Source organism: Serratia sp. YC16 (assembly GCF_009707615.1).
Classification (GTDB): Bacteria; Pseudomonadota; Gammaproteobacteria; order Enterobacterales; family Enterobacteriaceae; genus Serratia; species Serratia surfactantfaciens.
In genome coordinates this window covers 1-16,203 of the sequence record NZ_WLYN01000003.1, presented here as the reverse complement: position 1 = coordinate 16,203, position 16,203 = coordinate 1, and the positions used below count along the sequence as shown (strand labels likewise).

General features: G+C 56.5%; 18 protein-coding genes and 1 other annotated feature. Of the genes, 10 read left to right on the top strand and 8 right to left on the bottom strand.

Annotation, left to right across the window (positions count from 1 at the left end):
* The first annotated feature begins 95 nt into the window (after positions 1–95).
* From ffh to rplS, 5 genes are all read left to right on the top strand, one after another.
* The gene (ffh, locus tag GKN89_RS11975; protein WP_004932504.1) at positions 96–1,457 is read left to right on the top strand and encodes a signal recognition particle protein; all 1,362 of its coding nucleotides are present in this window, start codon (positions 96–98) and stop codon (positions 1,455–1,457) included.
* A 214-nt stretch (positions 1,458–1,671) separates the two neighbouring features.
* The gene (rpsP, locus tag GKN89_RS11970; RefSeq protein WP_004932501.1) at positions 1,672–1,920 is read left to right on the top strand and encodes a 30S ribosomal protein S16; all 249 of its coding nucleotides are present in this window, start codon (positions 1,672–1,674) and stop codon (positions 1,918–1,920) included.
* 18 nt (positions 1,921–1,938) lie between these two features.
* Positions 1,939–2,487 (top strand): ribosome maturation factor RimM, encoded by a 549-nt coding sequence (gene rimM / locus GKN89_RS11965; protein ID WP_019455135.1) that lies wholly within the window; start codon positions 1,939–1,941, stop codon positions 2,485–2,487.
* Positions 2,488–2,539: 52 nt separating this feature from the next.
* Complete coding sequence (gene trmD / locus GKN89_RS11960) at positions 2,540–3,307, top strand: tRNA (guanosine(37)-N1)-methyltransferase TrmD (RefSeq protein WP_004932485.1); 768 nt, start codon at positions 2,540–2,542, stop codon at positions 3,305–3,307.
* 48 nt (positions 3,308–3,355) lie between these two features.
* Positions 3,356–3,712 carry a 50S ribosomal protein L19 gene (gene rplS / locus GKN89_RS11955; protein ID WP_019455136.1) on the top strand — a complete coding sequence of 119 codons (357 nt, stop codon included), beginning with the start codon at positions 3,356–3,358 and terminating at the stop codon, positions 3,710–3,712.
* 143 nt (positions 3,713–3,855) lie between these two features.
* Here the strand turns inward: rplS and GKN89_RS11950 are convergent, their stop codons facing one another.
* The 4 genes from GKN89_RS11950 to GKN89_RS11935 all read right to left on the bottom strand — a co-directional run bounded on the left by GKN89_RS11950 (position 3,856) and on the right by GKN89_RS11935 (position 5,880).
* Positions 3,856–4,083, bottom strand: a complete 228-nt coding sequence (locus GKN89_RS11950; RefSeq protein WP_016929021.1) for an ogr/Delta-like zinc finger family protein — start codon at positions 4,081–4,083, stop codon at positions 3,856–3,858.
* A 65-nt stretch (positions 4,084–4,148) separates the two neighbouring features.
* The gene (locus GKN89_RS11945) at positions 4,149–4,664 is read right to left on the bottom strand and encodes a lysozyme (protein ID WP_019455137.1); all 516 of its coding nucleotides are present in this window, start codon (positions 4,662–4,664) and stop codon (positions 4,149–4,151) included.
* Positions 4,648–4,869, bottom strand: a complete 222-nt coding sequence (locus tag GKN89_RS11940) for a holin (protein ID WP_154747083.1) — start codon at positions 4,867–4,869, stop codon at positions 4,648–4,650. Before GKN89_RS11940 ends, GKN89_RS11945 begins: the two co-directional genes overlap by 17 nt.
* Before the next feature lie 246 nt (positions 4,870–5,115).
* Entirely contained in the window at positions 5,116–5,880 is a 765-nt protein-coding gene (locus GKN89_RS11935; protein ID WP_025159658.1) for a YdiY family protein, read from the bottom strand.
* Between the two features lie 506 nt (positions 5,881–6,386).
* On the opposite strand from GKN89_RS11935, the gene GKN89_RS11930 reads away from it, so the two are divergent.
* Positions 6,387–7,463 (top strand): 3-deoxy-7-phosphoheptulonate synthase, encoded by a 1,077-nt coding sequence (locus GKN89_RS11930; RefSeq protein WP_019455140.1) that lies wholly within the window; start codon positions 6,387–6,389, stop codon positions 7,461–7,463.
* Between the two features lie 3 nt (positions 7,464–7,466).
* The gene (gene tyrA / locus GKN89_RS11925; RefSeq protein WP_019455141.1) at positions 7,467–8,588 is read left to right on the top strand and encodes a bifunctional chorismate mutase/prephenate dehydrogenase; all 1,122 of its coding nucleotides are present in this window, start codon (positions 7,467–7,469) and stop codon (positions 8,586–8,588) included.
* 55 nt (positions 8,589–8,643) lie between these two features.
* Here the strand turns inward: tyrA and pheA are convergent, their stop codons facing one another.
* The 4 genes from pheA to bamD form a co-directional block, all read right to left on the bottom strand.
* Positions 8,644–9,801, bottom strand: a complete 1,158-nt coding sequence (gene pheA / locus GKN89_RS11920) for a bifunctional chorismate mutase/prephenate dehydratase (protein WP_042783716.1) — start codon at positions 9,799–9,801, stop codon at positions 8,644–8,646.
* A 42-nt stretch (positions 9,802–9,843) separates the two neighbouring features.
* Positions 9,844–9,970, bottom strand: a sequence feature (Phe leader region).
* The gene (locus tag GKN89_RS11915) at positions 9,922–9,969 is read right to left on the bottom strand and encodes a hypothetical protein (RefSeq protein WP_101428074.1); all 48 of its coding nucleotides are present in this window, start codon (positions 9,967–9,969) and stop codon (positions 9,922–9,924) included. Its footprint overlaps the feature before it by 48 nt.
* Before the next feature lie 122 nt (positions 9,971–10,092).
* Positions 10,093–10,434: a ribosome-associated translation inhibitor RaiA gene (gene raiA / locus GKN89_RS11910; RefSeq protein WP_004932457.1), complete on the bottom strand. Its 342-nt coding sequence runs from the start codon at positions 10,432–10,434 to the stop codon at positions 10,093–10,095.
* Positions 10,435–10,745: 311 nt separating this feature from the next.
* The gene (bamD, locus tag GKN89_RS11905; protein ID WP_004932456.1) at positions 10,746–11,477 is read right to left on the bottom strand and encodes an outer membrane protein assembly factor BamD; all 732 of its coding nucleotides are present in this window, start codon (positions 11,475–11,477) and stop codon (positions 10,746–10,748) included.
* A gap of 131 nt (positions 11,478–11,608) precedes the next feature.
* Here bamD and rluD point away from each other — a divergent pair, with 131 nt between their 5' ends.
* From rluD to clpB, 3 genes are all read left to right on the top strand, one after another.
* Positions 11,609–12,586, top strand: coding sequence for a 23S rRNA pseudouridine(1911/1915/1917) synthase RluD (gene rluD, locus GKN89_RS11900; protein WP_025159659.1), 978 nt, complete (start codon positions 11,609–11,611; stop codon positions 12,584–12,586).
* Positions 12,586–13,317 (top strand): purine nucleoside phosphorylase YfiH, encoded by a 732-nt coding sequence (gene yfiH, locus GKN89_RS11895; protein ID WP_019455144.1) that lies wholly within the window; start codon positions 12,586–12,588, stop codon positions 13,315–13,317. The genes rluD and yfiH overlap by 1 nt, the downstream gene beginning before the upstream one ends.
* Before the next feature lie 130 nt (positions 13,318–13,447).
* Positions 13,448–16,021, top strand: a complete 2,574-nt coding sequence (gene clpB, locus GKN89_RS11890) for an ATP-dependent chaperone ClpB (RefSeq protein WP_004932446.1) — start codon at positions 13,448–13,450, stop codon at positions 16,019–16,021.
* Positions 16,022–16,203 lie beyond the last annotated feature (182 nt).

The window sequence follows — 16,203 nt, the reverse complement described above, 5'->3', positions numbered from 1 at the left end:
TCCAACGCTGAGGCAGAGATCCTGCGCGCTTCGTGTTATCATCGGCGCAATTGTGTCGCCGGAGCGGCCTGTCATTACACGTTGAGCATGAGACGATGTTTGAAAATTTAACCGATCGATTGTCGCGCACGTTGCGCAATATCAGCGGCCGCGGGCGGCTGACCGAAGAGAATATCAAGGAAACCCTGCGTGAAGTGCGCATGGCATTGCTGGAGGCGGACGTTGCGCTGCCGGTGGTGCGCGACTTCATCAACCGCGTCAAAGAGAGCGCGGTCGGCCATGAAGTCAACAAAAGCCTGACGCCGGGGCAGGAATTCGTCAAGATCGTCAAAGGCGAGCTGATCGCCGCGATGGGCGAAGTGAATACCGAGCTGAACCTGGCGGCACAGCCGCCGGCGGTGGTGCTGATGGCGGGCCTGCAGGGCGCCGGTAAAACCACCAGCGTCGGTAAGCTCGGCAAGTTCCTGAAAGAAAAACAGAAGAAGAAAGTGTTGGTGGTTTCCGCGGACGTTTATCGCCCGGCGGCGATCAAACAGCTGGAAACGCTGGCGGAAGGCGTCGGCATCGACTTCTTCCCGTCTGATGTCAAAGAAAAACCGATCGACATCGTCAATCGCGCGCTGCAACAGGCCAAGCTGAAGTTCTACGACGTGCTGATCGTCGATACCGCCGGCCGCTTGCACGTTGACGAAGCGATGATGGACGAGATCAAACAGGTGCACGCGGCGATCAAGCCGGTGGAGACCCTGTTCGTGGTCGACGCCATGACCGGGCAAGATGCCGCCAATACCGCCAAGGCGTTTAACGAAGCGCTGCCGCTGACCGGCGTGGTGCTGACCAAGGTCGACGGCGACGCGCGCGGTGGTGCCGCGCTGTCCATCCGCCACATCACCGGCAAGCCGATCAAGTTCCTCGGCGTGGGCGAGAAGACCGAAGCGCTGGAACCGTTCTATCCGGATCGCGTGGCATCGCGCATCCTGGGCATGGGCGACGTGCTGTCGCTGATCGAAGATATCGAAAGCAAGGTCGACCGCGAGCAGGCGGAGAAGCTGGCCAACAAGCTGAAGAAGGGCGACGGTTTCGATCTGACCGACTTCCTGGAGCAGCTCAAGCAGATGCGCAACATGGGCGGCATGGCCAACATGTTGAGCAAGCTGCCGGGCGCGGGCCAGCTGCCGGACAACGTCAAGTCGCAGATGGACGACAAAGTGCTGGTGCGCATGGAGGCGATCATCAACTCGATGACGCTGAAAGAGCGCGCCAAACCGGAAATCATCAAGGGCTCGCGCAAGCGCCGCATCGCGATGGGGGCCGGCATGCAGGTGCAGGACGTCAACCGCTTGCTGAAGCAGTTCGACGAAATGCAGCGTATGATGAAGAAGATGAAGAAAGGCGGTATGGCGAAGATGATGCGCGGCATGAAAGGCATGATGCCGCCGGGCTTCCCAGGCCGCTGACGGGCCCCCGCACGCCGAGTGCGGGCGCTTTCAGCATTCGCCGTTCGCGGTGAAAACCGCCCGAAATTTGACAGGCTGCAAAAGTTGTCCCCTGCGATTGACGCTTTAGATTGCTTTTTGCGCCAAAATGAGTAAAATTTTCGGGCTTTTTATATTGCAACCGGGCCCCGTCCCTCAATGGGGCCCGGCTGTTTTATTAACTAAAGAGGATGTTATGGTAACAATTCGTTTGGCACGTGGCGGCGCTAAAAAGCGTCCGTTCTATCAAGTAGTAGTGACCGACAGCCGCAACGCTCGTGATGGTCGTTTCATCGAGCGCGTAGGCTTCTTCAACCCGATCGCTTCCGGTCAGGCTGAAGCACTGCGTCTGGACCTGGACCGCATCGAGCACTGGGTTGGTCTGGGTGCAACCGTTTCTGATCGCGTTCACGCGCTGATCAAAGACGCTAAGAAAGCAGCTTAATCTGTCGCGGTGGTGGCAATGAGCAAGCAACTCAAACCGGTAGCGCCTAAGCAGCCGATTGTACTCGGTAAAATGGGGTCCGCTTACGGCATTCGTGGTTGGCTCAGAGTGTTTTCATCCACCGAGAACGCCGAAAGCATTTTTGACTATCAGCCGTGGTTTATCCAGCAGGCGGGTCAGTGGCAGCATATCGAGTTGGAAGACTGGAAGCGCCACAGTCAGGATCTGATCATCAAGGTCAAAGGCATTGACGATCGGGACGCGGCGAATCTGCTGACTAATCGCGAGATTATGGTGGATTCTGAGCAACTTCCTCCGCTGGAGGGTGACGATTACTACTGGAAAGACCTGATGGGCTGCCAGGTAGTCACCACCGCCGGCTACGAGCTGGGTAAAGTCATCGATATGATGGAAACCGGCTCGAACGATGTGATGGTTGTGAAAGCGAACCTGAAAGATGCGTTCGGCATGAAGGAGCGGTTGATTCCGTTTCTTCATGGGCAGGTTATCAAGAAAGTCGATCTCACTGCCCGCGTGATTGAGGCAGATTGGGATCCTGGTTTTTGACCTCCGGATCATACGGTCGAAGCAAGTGGAATAACGGTAAGGGGATTGGCTTGTGTTCATCGGTATTGTAAGCCTGTTTCCTGAGATGTTCCGCGCTATCACCGATTACGGGGTGACTGGCCGGGCAGTAAAAAATGGCCTGCTGAGCGTGCAGTGTTGGAGTCCTCGCGACTTCACCTACGACCGGCATCGTACCGTGGACGATCGCCCATACGGCGGCGGCCCGGGAATGCTGATGATGGTGCAACCTTTACGGGAAGCCATTCATGCAGCGAAAGCAGCGGCAGGCGAGGGAGCAAAGGTGATTTATCTGTCACCTCAGGGGCGCAAGCTGGATCAAACCGGCGTGTGCGAACTGGCGGCCAATCAGAAGATGATTCTGGTGTGCGGCCGTTACGAAGGGATAGATGAGCGCGTAATCCAAACCGAAATTGACGAAGAATGGTCAATCGGCGATTACGTTCTCAGCGGCGGGGAACTGCCGGCGATGACCCTGATTGATTCAGTCGCCCGTTTCATACCGGGTGTGCTGGGCCATCAGGCCTCAGCGGAGGAAGACTCCTTCGCCGACGGATTGCTGGACTGCCCGCACTATACCCGCCCAGAGGTGTTGGAAGGGATGGAAGTACCGCCGGTTCTGCTGTCGGGCAACCATGCCGAGATACGTCGCTGGCGCTTAAAGCAGTCGCTGGGCCGAACCTGGCTTAGAAGACCTGAACTTCTAGAAAGCCTAGCTCTGACTGACGAGCAAGCGGTGTTGCTGGCTGAGTTCCAACGGGAACATCAGGCCAGGCAACAGGACTATGAAGGAAACGTCTGACATCAGACGGGACCGATATATCAGTTTACCTAGGGTAAGAGACATATTATGAGCAACATTATTAAGCAACTTGAACAAGAGCAGATGAAACAAGACGTACCTGCATTCCGTCCGGGTGATTCCGTGGAAGTGAAGGTATGGGTCGTTGAAGGTAGCAAAAAACGTCTGCAGGCATTCGAGGGCGTGGTTATCGCTATCCGTAACCGCGGTCTGCACTCTGCATTCACTGTTCGTAAGATTTCCAACGGCGAAGGTGTTGAGCGCGTATTCCAGACTCACTCCCCAGTAATCGACAGCATTACTGTTAAACGTCGTGGTGCCGTTCGTAAAGCTAAACTGTACTACCTGCGTGAACGTACTGGTAAGTCTGCTCGTATCAAAGAGCGTCTGAACCGCGTTAACTAACGCTGCATCCAAAAGTTAATAGTTATCAGGGGTTGGCCTATGCCAACCCCTTTTTTTATCCGAAAATTCTATCGCGCTGTATTTGCGAGAGTCCGTCTGCGTAGTACCGACATGAAAAAGCCTGCATCAGCAGGCCTTTTACCCTACAGCGCGGCGGCGCTTTGTTTATGCTGATTCTCCGGCGGGTGCGGCTGCGCCGGGACAATATCATCGCCAGGTTTAACGATCACCCGTGCAACGGACTCGTGCGTGGCGAACGTGCAGCTGCAGTTGATGTTGCGACATTGATGGTAACGCTCTTTGGTCGACTCGCTCAGATAACGGCTGGAGCGAGTGTGGGCCACGTGACCGCATAGTGGACAGTGCATCATAAGAACCCCCCTTGAACAAATTAAGTGAAATTGTTGTGGCATCACCACTTAGGTGTGCGAGCCCGTCATGTCGAGGCCATGCCTTGCAAACACAGTGCGCGTTCCTTGGCGCGTCGCTGTTCCAGCCCCTTGTTTTTCTTTCCATTTACGTAAACCCAGCGCGGCAACTGATCGCAGGCCTGCCGCCACTGGCTTTGTTGCAGCAGCGCGACCAGCGTGGAGTGGCAGGCGGCGCTGATGCCGACGTTGAAGGCGAAGGCAATCACCGCGTCATAGGTTTCTTGTGAGAGCGTTTGCGGTAGGCAGGTGGCCATGCCGCGCTCGGTACGGCGAACATCGTCCACCAAGTCCACAGCGGCTTTCCGTTCATCGATCGCCTCAGCTGGGATGACGCCGGCGGTGTGTCCAATACCCCGCGTCCATACTCCGGCGCTGCACTGGTAAGGCGACAGGCGGCAACCTTCGAGATCGGCGATCAGCCTGAGGCCGGCCTCTGAGGTTTGCAGTTCGCCGAAAGAGGGCAACAGCACGGCGATGGCCAAAACGGCGGCGACGCTGCAGCGTTTAACGATTGCACTCATCGTAAATTTTCCTCCGTAATGCCGCATTGCGTTCAATGGCCTTCAAGATCTGCAGGCTTTTACGGCGGTAGTACCAATTCACCAGAAAAGTGCCGATTCCTACCGCTGCACCAACTAAAAAGGCAATGTCCTGCGGTGACAGTTTGCCCAGCCAGGCGAGAAACAGCGCCATGGTATAGGTGATGAATGAGGTAATTTTCTCCATAGCTGATGCTCGCTTTGTGTACAGAACCTTGGGACAGGAGGTATCGATGCTTTGTTGACTGCTCGCTATCGATATCCGTCATGCTCCTGGCCTGTATAATAATCACTGTATATGCATACAGTATTAAGCTATTTGCTAAAGTCGTCAATGGGTGGGGTGAATATTTTTAGCAAATTGTGCAAAGGGTGACGACAGGCATAAAAAAAGCCCATCGATGATGGGCTTCGTGAAAGGGGGACGGGGAGATTACAGGCCGTAAACCAGCGTGACCGAGGTAGTGGTGTCGGTGTTCTTCGGCGCCGAGGCCGGCGGTTTGCTGTTGTAGGTCACGGTGTAGGCCACGCGCAGTGAGAAACGATCGTTGATCGCCACGTTCAGCGCGCTTTCCGAGTTCAGCGTAGTTTCTTCGTTCGCCAGTGCGGAGACGCCCTGAATGAACTTGGTGTTGTCGGTCAGCTGATAGGAATAGTTGGCCGCGCCGTAAGCCAGGCCTTTGGTTGAACGGCCGCCGCCGTGGTATTCGTCATGGCGCACGCCGGGGCCGAATTCCACCCGCAGGTCGCTGAGAGGCCCATTGAGGATTTGACGGCCGTAGCCGCCGGTCAGCGTGGAACGCGAGTCGTAACCATTGAAACGGTCGCTCAGCCAGCTGGCCTGGCCGAACAGGTAGTTGCGATCGGTCAGGTTATAGCGCGTACGGCCGCCGGCCTGGTATTTCTCGGACGAGCGCACGTTGGAGGAGGTGGTGTTGTTGGCCGCACCCCACAGGCTGTACGCCGCATCGGTGTTAAACCAGGTCATGTTGGTATTGGCCAACAGGGTGGAGCTCTGCGAATTGCCGGACTGGGCGTTATAGCCCGCCTGCACGTTGCCTTCGAACGGTTTCTTGGCGGTGGCCGGATCGTCCATCGCGGTGAAAAGCGTATTGTCGGCAAGGGCTGAAACACTGGTGAAAGTCGTTAAGCAGCAAATATACAGCGGAAAAGCGCGACGAGCGCGAGAAGAGAGCATCTTGGATCCAGTTGTTAAGGGTGGTTATTGTTGATGACGGTCACATTATATCGGTTCATTTCGGCGACAAAAATAGCCGCCATTAGCTTAAGTTTTTAATTTTTATTCCTTATTTATTCGCTTTTCTTCTACATAAATTCATCGCTTTCGGCGGTATTTCGTGCTGTGCCTGGCGGAGATCCTCCTCTGCCTATTTGCCGGCGTCTAATCGGATGGGGCCCTTCTTTGTAAATTCGAGTGTGAATTTATGTTTACAGGTTGGGGCCTTTGTCAGAAAGGTGTGTAACAGTGTGAATATGGATTGGGTTTTAATTTAGTTGTTTGTATTTATTGTATTTTTGTTTGATTTTGTGATGCTTATACAAAGCGGTTTAAATGAAAAATATCACGGTAATTTTTTATTTACGGAAAATGGATTGAAAACTTTACATATCGTGATAGGGTAGAGCCTTGAAACGCTCAATGCTCCATTTCAACGCATAACGCCAAACGACAGGAATTGCATCATGCAAAAAGACGCGCTCAATAACGTACATATCAGTGCAGAACAGGTTCTCATCACGCCAGAGGAACTGAAAAACCAGTTCCCGCTCAGCGCCAGCGACGAAAATGAAATCGCCGCCGCGCGCAACACCATCGCCAACATTTTACAGGGGCGCGATCATCGCCTGTTGGTGGTGTGCGGGCCTTGTTCGATCCACGATCCGGATGCGGCGCTGGACTACGCCCGTCGTTTGAAAACCCTGGCGGCTGACTTGAGCGATCAGCTGTATATCGTTATGCGCGTCTATTTTGAAAAACCCCGAACCACTGTCGGCTGGAAAGGTTTGATCAACGATCCGTACATGGACGGCTCGTTTGACGTTGAAGCAGGCTTGCATATTGCGCGTCGCCTGTTGCTGGATTTGGTGGGCATGGGCTTGCCGTTGGCCACCGAAGCGTTGGATCCGAACAGCCCGCAGTACCTGGGGGACTTGTTCAGCTGGTCGGCAATCGGTGCGCGCACCACCGAATCGCAGACGCACCGTGAAATGGCCTCCGGCCTGTCGATGCCTGTCGGATTTAAAAACGGCACCGACGGCAGTCTGGGCACCGCCATCAACGCTATGCGCGCCGCCGCCATGCCGCACCGTTTTGTCGGCATCAACCAGGCGGGGCAGGTTTGCCTGCTGCAGACTCAGGGTAACCCGGACGGGCACGTTATCCTGCGTGGCGGCAAGACCCCGAACTACAGCGCCGAGCACGTTGCGGCCTGTGAAAAACAGATGCTCGAGGCGGGACTCCACCCGTCCTTGATGATAGATTGCAGCCATGGCAACTCGAATAAAGACTATCGCCGTCAGCCGGCGGTTGCCGAGTCCGTGGTGGAGCAGATCAAAGCGGGCAATCGCTCGATCACCGGCATTATGCTGGAGAGCCATCTGCATGAAGGCAATCAGTCTTCCGAACAGCCGCGTGCAGACATGCGTTACGGTGTGTCCGTTACCGACGCCTGCATCGACTGGGAAAGTACGGAAACGCTGCTGCGCCACATGCATCAGGAACTCGGCGCTGCGCTGACGGCACGCACGGGAGAAAAGTAAGTTATGGTGGCAGAACTGACCGCGCTGCGCGATCAAATCGACGAGGTGGATAAAGCGCTGCTGGACCTGCTGGCGAAGCGCCTGCATCTGGTAGCGGAAGTGGGGGAGGTGAAAAGCCGTCACGGTCTGCCGGTCTATGTGCCGGAGCGCGAGGCGGCGATGCTGGCCTCGCGGCGCCAAGAGGCGGAAAACCTCGGCGTGCCGCCGGATTTGATCGAGGACGTTTTGCGCCGCGTGATGCGCGAATCCTACGTCAGCGAGAATGATAAAGGCTTTAAAACCCTGTGCCCGCAGCTGCGACCGATCGTCATCATCGGTGGCAATGGCCAGATGGGCCGGTTGTTCAACCGCCTGCTGACGCTGTCGGGTTATCAGGTCAGGGTGTTGGATCAGGAAGATTGGCCGCAGGCGGAACAGCTGTTGGCGGATGCCGGCATGGTGATTGTCAGCGTGCCGATTCACGTGACCGAGCAGGTGATAAGCCGCCTGCCGCCGCTGCCCGCCGACTGCATTCTGGTGGATCTGGCCTCGGTGAAAAATCGCCCGTTGCATGCGATGTTGGCGGCGCACAGCGGCCCGGTGGTCGGCTTGCACCCGATGTTCGGCCCGGACGTGGGCAGCGTGGCCAAGCAGGTGGTGGTTTACTGCGACGGCCGCCAGCCGGAGGCTTACCAGTGGCTGCTTGAACAGCTGCAGGTGTGGGGCGCGCGGCTGCATCGCATCAGCGCAGTCGAGCACGATCAGAATATGGCGTTTATCCAGGCGCTGCGGCACTTCGCCACCTTCGCCTACGGCTTGCACCTGGCGGAAGAGAACGTGCAGCTGGAGCAATTGCTGGCGCTCTCCTCGCCAATCTACCGGCTGGAGCTGGCGATGGTTGGCCGCCTGTTTGCGCAGGATCCGCAGCTGTACGCCGACATCATCATGTCGTCTGAAGAAAACGTGGCGTTGATCAAGCGCTACTACCAGCGTTTTGGCGAGGCGATAAAGCTGTTGGAGCACGGTGATAAACAGGCGTTTATCGACAGCTTCCGCAAGGTAGAGCACTGGTTCGGCGATTACGCCCAACGCTTCCTGGTGGAGAGCCGCACGCTGTTGCGGCAGGCTAACGATAGTCGGCAGTAACGCGCGGGCAGCAGATATGGAGGGTTCGGCTTGGCCGAACCCTTTTTTTATGGTTTCACGACGGGTTGACCGGCACCACGGTGTCGCTCGGGTAACAACCCAACACCTTCAGTGAGCGGGTGATCGGCGCCAGATCGCGCAGTGCTTTTTGCATCGCGTCGGCGCGCAGGTTGGCCTGCACATCGATATAAAACATCTCTTCCCATGGATTGCCATTGATCGGGCGTGACTCCAGTTTGGTCATGATAATGCCGTTGTCTCGCAGTACCAGCAGCGCTTCGACCAGCGCGCCGGATTGCTGGCCGGTCGCCATGATCAGCGTGGTTTTGGCCGGCACCTGTTCGGAGACGTCGATCGCTTTGCGCGCCAAGACGATGAAACGGGTGATATTTTGTTGCTGGTTGGCGAGGTTGTGCTCCAACACTTGCAGTCCGTACAGCGCGCCGCCGGCTTCGCTACCGAGCGCAGCCACCTTCGGTGAATTCAGCTTGGCGACTTTCTCCATCGCGGCGGCGGTGCTTTCGGTATATTCAATTTTCCAGTGCGGGAAGCGATTCAGGAACTGGCTGCACTGCTGGAACGGCTGCGGGTGGCTATAGACGGTTTCAATCTGGCTAAGATCGCTGTCGCCGGCGATCAGAACGCAGTGGTTGATCGGGTTAGTCAGCTCGCCGACGATCGACAGGCTGGTATGTTGCAGCAGATCGTACACCTCGTTAATCGAGCCGGAGCTGGTGTTCTCGATCGGCAGAATGGCATAGTCCGCCTGGCCGGTTTCCACCTGGGCGAAGATATCCTGAAACTTCTGGCAGCCGCATTCGATCAGCCGATCAAAATGACGGGCGGCGTATTGGCGCGCCGCCAGATGCGAATAAGAGCCTTTAGGGCCGAGGAAGGCGATGCGGGCGGAGTGTTGGCTGACGGGGTTGAGCTGGTGCTGCAGCAGCGCCTGTTGGGTCAGGACGGAATCTTCGATAATCAGTTGAAACAGACGGGTGACGTAGAAGCCATCCAGGTCGTAAGGCTTGGCGGCGGCGATCAGCGCATCCAGCAGATCGCGCTCGCGCTCTTTATCGCGGATCGGGCGGTGAGAGTGCAGCTTGGTCTTGCCGACTTCGATCGCCAGCTCACGGCGTTCCGCCAGCAGAGCCAGCAGTTTCAAGTCCAGTGCGCTGATGCGCTCGCGCAGCACCAATAACGGGTTGTCAGTCATAATCAGCTTCCGCCTTCTGTTCTTATTCGTTGTAAAACAGCCATAAAAAAAGCCCCCTGTCTCCAGGAGGCCTTGTTGTTCGTCTTCGCATTCTTTCTCACACGACGAAACGCCTCCCAGTCAGGGGAAGGTAAAAAAGAATGCGAAGAAAAACGGTGTGCGTGGCATGGTCTACCTAAGGTTGTTGTGAACAGGTTTTAAAGTAACCGCTGGCCTTTAGCCCGTCAACAAAAATACCCGACAAAAAACGCGCCCTCGGGCGCGTTTGATGCGGCAATCGCAGTCGGACGGTTATTCCTGCTCTTGCGTGACTTCCGGCACGATGTCTTTCACGCTGGCATTGCAGCGGCGCGCTTCGCCTTTGTGCTGCACCTTGTTCAACTGGCGCTCCAGCTTGGCGATAAGCTCATTAACGGCGGTATACATGTCGTCATGTTTGGCGCTGGCGACCAGCGGGCCGTTAGGCGTGGTAATGGTAGCGTCGGCGACAAACCCTTGCGGCTCTTTGGATAAGACGATATGCGGGTTAATCAGCTGGGTCTGCCATTTTTCCAGTTTGGTGAGACGGTCTTCGACGTGATTGCGGATGGCGGGAGTGATATCCATTTGTTTGCTGGTAATGTTCAATGTCATATAACTTACCTCTCTGTCTTTCCGTCTTGGTGAGTCCAGCATACCCCGCTTTTTGTTTAAATGCGTGATGTGAATCACGATTTTTTGTCACTTTTTGCAAAGTTAGTTCAATCTGTGATTCAGCATCTGAATTGATTATCTAATGCTTGAGAGTTGCCGCCGGATGGCGCATTATCGATGAGTTGACCGGTGAATAGCGCTCGCTAACACCTTGTTTTTACTTGTGTATTTTTCCAGTAAAACCCGGTCGACGCCAATGAAAACGGCAGCCTGGGCTGCCGTTTGGTTTTTCTATCGTTGCCGATGCGCGATTATTGCGGGTTGGCGGCGATCACTTTGGCCACTTTGTCAGCCTGGCCGTTCAGCTGCAGCTGCTTGTAGGCATTTTCCATCAGCGGCAACACGTCGTGCGTCGCTTTGGTATCCGGGAATTCACGCAACATCTGCTCGGCGCGATTAACGACCGCGACGTAAGCACCGCGTTTAGTGTAGTATTCCGCCACCGAAAGCTCATACTTGGCCAAGCGGTCTTTCAGATACACCAAACGCTTGTTGGCGTCGGTTGCGTATTGGCTGTTCGGATATTGCTGAATCAACTGGCTGAAGTCGCGGAACGCAGCGCGAGCGTGCTGAGGATCGCGGTCCGAACGGTCAACCCCGAAGAAGCCCTGCAGCGCGCTGTCATCGAGCGCCATGTCGGTCAGACCACGCATGTACATCACGTAATCGATGTTCGGGTGCGTCGGGTTCAGGCGCATGAAGCGATCGATCGATGCCTGAGCCATCGGCAAGTCGGCAGCCTTATAGTAGGCGTAAATCAAATCCAGCTGGACCTGCTGGGAATACGGCCCGAAAGGATAGCGGTTGTCTAACGCTTCGAGTTGCGTAATCGCGCCCTTGAAGTTACCGTCCTGCAGTTTTTGCTGCGCGGTAGCATAGATTTCCGAAGGTGGGTTGTCGGGAACCGCATCCTTGGATGTGGAGCAACCTGCCAGCGCCAGGCTCAACGTGGCTGCCGCCACCAGATATTTCATACGCGTCATGACGTTTTGATTATCCTCAGGGTGTTATTCCGGGAGACTGTCCGTTAAGCTCCCGACAAAGACCAGGTACAATAGCACATTATATTAAACGGCATCGCCGTGAAAACCCAACGTTAACGAAGAAGCTGCATATGGCACAACAAGTACAACTCACCGCAACGGTGGCCGAATCTCAACTCGGACAACGTTTAGATCAGGCTTTGGCCGAATTGTTCCCTGATTATTCACGATCTCGCATAAAAGAGTGGATCCTGGGCGATCGGGTGAAGGTCAATGGCAAAACGTCAAACAAACCGAAAGAGAAGGTGCTGGGCGGAGAGGCGGTCGCCATCGATGCACAGATAGAAGAAGAAGCGCGTTGGGAGCCGCAGGACATTGCGCTGGACATCGTCTATGAAGACAGCGACATCCTGGTGATCAACAAGCCGCGCGATTTGGTGGTGCATCCTGGCGCCGGCAATCCGGACGGCACGGTGCTCAATGCGCTGCTGCATCACTACCCGGAAATCGCCGACGTGCCGCGCGCCGGCATCGTACACCGTCTGGATAAAGACACCACCGGCCTGATGGTGGTGGCGAAGACCGTACCGGCGCAAACTCGGCTGGTGGAAGCGCTGCAGGCGCGTGAAATCACCCGTGAATACGAAGCGGTGGCGATCGGCACCATGACGGCAGGCGGCACGGTAGAGGAGCCTATCGCGCGCCACTCCACCAAACGCACTCACATGGCGGTGCATCCGATGGGTAAACCGGCGGTGACGCATTATCGCATTATGGAGCACTTCCGTGCGCATACCCGCCTGCGTTTGCGCCTGGAAACCGGCCGTACTCACCAGATCCGCGTGCACATGGCCTACATCAGTCATCCGCTGGTGGGCGATCCGCTGTACGGCGGCCGTCCACGTCCGCCAAAGGGCGCTTCGGAAGCCTTCATCAACACGCTGCGCGGCTTTGACCGCCAGGCGCTGCACGCCACCATGCTGCGTTTGTACCATCCGATCAGCGGCATCCAGATGGAGTGGCATGCGCCGCTGCCGCAGGACATGGTCGATCTGATCAATGCGCTGAAGGCGGACACCGAAGAATTCAAAGATCAGATGGACTGGTAATGAACTCGCTCATTCTGCCCGACTGGCCGTTACCTCCCGGCGTTAAGGCCTGCAGCACCACGCGCGGTGGCGGCGTCAGCCTGCCGCCTTATGACTCGCTGAATCTCGGCGCCCACGTCGGCGACGAGGTGCAAGCGGTGAAGCGCAATCGGGAACGGCTGGTTATCGCCGCCGGTTTGCCGCAAATGCCGGTGTGGCTCGAGCAGGTACACGGCACTCGCGTGGTGACGTTGGCCGGGCAAGCGCCCGCCGATCTGCGGGCGGATGCGGTGTACAGCAATGTGCCGGGGCAGGTGTGCGCAGTGATGACGGCGGATTGTCTGCCGGTGCTATTCTGCTCGCAGCGCGGCGACGAAGTGGCCGCCGCTCACGCCGGTTGGCGTGGGTTATGCCACGGCGTGCTGGAGCAAACCGTAGCGGCGTTCAACGCCGCGCCGGGCCAGATCAGCGCCTGGTTGGGGCCGGCGATCGGCCCACAGCAGTTTGAGGTCGGGCCGGAGGTGCGCGCCGCTTTCATGGCGGAAGACGCCGAAGCCGCGGCGGCGTTTACGCCGCACGGCGATAAATTTTTGGCTAATATCTACTTGCTGGCTCGCCAACGTTTGTTGCGAGCGGGCGTGCAGGCCATCTATGGCGGCGACCGCTGTACGGTTAACGAAACGAGTCATTTTTTCTCCTATCGACGCGACGGAATAACCGGACGTCTGGCAAGTTTAATCTGGCTGATATAACCTATTGAATTAGGACGATCCAACGACGCATGGCGTTGTACCGAAAATTTAGCGTCGAGATAACCTTGAAAATTTGAGGGATGACCTCATTTAATCTCCAGTAGCAATTTCGACCCATCTTGGAGGTGTTATGCGTCTGGATCGTCTTACCAACAAATTCCAGCTTGCCCTCGCCGATGCCCAGTCACTAGCCCTTGGGCACGACAACCAGTTTATTGAACCGCTACATCTGATGAGCGCCCTGCTCAATCAGGAAGGGGGCACGGTTCGTCCATTATTAACTTCCGCAGGTATCGATGCCGGGCGCGTGCGCACCGAGATCGAACAGGCGCTGTCCCGTTTACCGCAGGTAGAAGGCACCGGTGGCGACGTTCAACCGTCCCACGAGCTGGTGCGCGTTTTGAACCTGTGCGACAAGCTGGCGCAGAAGCGTGCGGACAAATTCATTTCTTCCGAGCTGTTTGTGCTTGCGGTGCTGGAAGACCGCGGCTCGCTGACCGACTTGTTGAAAGCGGCTGGTGCGACGGCCGACAAAATCAGCAAAGCCATTGAACAAATGAGAGGCGGTGACAGCGTGGAAGATCAAGGCGCCGAAGACCAACGGCAAGCATTGAAGAAATATACCATCGACCTGACCGAGCGCGCCGAGCAGGGCAAGCTTGACCCGGTGATCGGCCGTGACGAAGAGATCCGCCGCACCATTCAGGTGCTGCAGCGCCGTACCAAAAACAACCCGGTGTTGATCGGCGAACCTGGCGTGGGTAAAACCGCCATCGTCGAAGGCCTGGCGCAACGCATCATCAACGGCGAAGTGCCGGAAGGGCTGAAGCACAAGCGCGTATTGTCCCTCGATATGGGCGCTTTGATCGCCGGTGCCAAATACCGCGGCGAGTTTGAGGAGCGCCTGAAAGGCGTGCTCAACGATTTGGCCAAGCAGGAAGGCAGTGTGATCCTGTTTATCGACGAACTGCACACCATGGTCGGTGCCGGGAAGGCGGATGGCGCGATGGATGCGGGCAACATGCTGAAGCCGGCGCTGGCGCGCGGCGAACTGCACTGCGTCGGTGCCACCACGCTGGATGAGTACCGCCAATATATAGAGAAGGATGCGGCGCTCGAACGTCGTTTCCAGAAAGTGTATGTAGCGGAGCCGAGCGTGGAAGACACCATCGCTATCCTGCGCGGCCTGAAAGAGCGTTACGAACTGCACCACCATGTGCAGATCACCGACCCGGCCATCGTAGCGGCGGCAACGCTTTCGCACCGTTATATCGCCGATCGTCAATTGCCGGACAAGGCTATCGACCTGATCGACGAAGCGGCGTCCAGCATTCGCATGCAGATGGACTCCAAGCCGGAATCGCTCGACAGGCTTGAGCGCCGCATCATTCAATTGAAGCTGGAACAGCAGGCGCTGAATAAAGAGTCTGACGATGCCAGCAAGAAACGCCTGGAAATGCTCAGCGATGAGCTGGGGCAGAAAGAGCGCGAGTATTCGGAGCTGGAGGAAGAGTGGAAAGCGGAAAAAGCGTCGCTCTCCGGCACCCAGAATATCAAGGCTGAACTCGAACAGGCCAAAATCACTCTGGAGCAGGCGCGACGCGTCGGCGATCTGGGGCGGATGTCGGAACTGCAATACGGCAAAATCCCTGAGCTGGAGAAACAGCTCGCCGCCGCCACGCAGGCCGAAGGCAAGAGCATGAAGCTGCTGCGCAACCGGGTGACCGATGCGGAGATTGCCGAGGTGCTGGCGCGCGCCACCGGGATCCCGGTAGCCAGAATGCTGGAAGGGGAGCGTGACAAGCTGCTGCGCCTGGAGCAAGAGCTGCATTCGCGGGTTATCGGCCAGGACGAAGCGGTCAGCGCGGTTTCCAATGCGATTCGCCGCAGCCGCGCCGGGTTGTCCGATCCCAACCGGCCGATCGGTTCATTCCTGTTCCTCGGCCCGACCGGGGTGGGTAAAACCGAGCTCTGCAAGGCGTTGGCTTCGTTCTTGTTCGACAGCGACGACGCCATGGTGCGTATCGATATGTCCGAGTTTATGGAGAAGCACTCCGTCTCTCGTCTGGTCGGCGCGCCTCCGGGCTATGTCGGTTATGAAGAGGGTGGCTATCTGACGGAGGCCGTACGCCGTCGGCCTTATTCGGTGATCCTGCTGGATGAAGTCGAGAAAGCGCACCCGGACGTGTTCAACATCCTGCTGCAGGTGTTGGATGACGGCCGCCTGACCGATGGTCAAGGCCGCACCGTCGATTTCCGCAATACCGTGGTGATCATGACGTCCAACTTGGGTTCGGATCTGATCCAGGAGCATTTCGGTCAGATGAACTACGCGCAGATGAAAGAGTCGGTGATGGAGATGGTGAGTCACCACTTCCGTCCGGAATTTATCAACCGTATCGATGAAGTGGTGGTGTTCCATCCGCTGGGCGAGAAACATATTGCTGCGATCGCCAAGATTCAGCTGTCGCGTCTGTACAAGCGTTTGGAAGAGCGCGGTTACGAAGTGACTATGACCGAGCCTGCTCTGGCGCTGTTGAGCAAAACCGGTTACGACCCTGTCTATGGCGCGCGTCCGTTGAAACGCGCTATTCAGCAGGAGATCGAGAACCCGTTGGCGCAGCAAATCCTGTCCGGCAAGCTGATCCCCGGCAAGCTGGTGACGCTGGATGTGGAAAACGACCATATCGTCGCACGCCAATAACGGCGATTAAGCGTAATAAAGATAAAAGGGAGCGGGCGACCGCTCCCTTTTCTTTATCTTCGTTTGCTCCTGTTTGCAGCGTTTGCCGCTATTACTGCGCTAAAACCGGTATTTTTTGACTAATAAACATCCTAAAAAGGCGTTTTTGGTGATTATTTGAACGCTTGAAAAGTTTTTTGCAA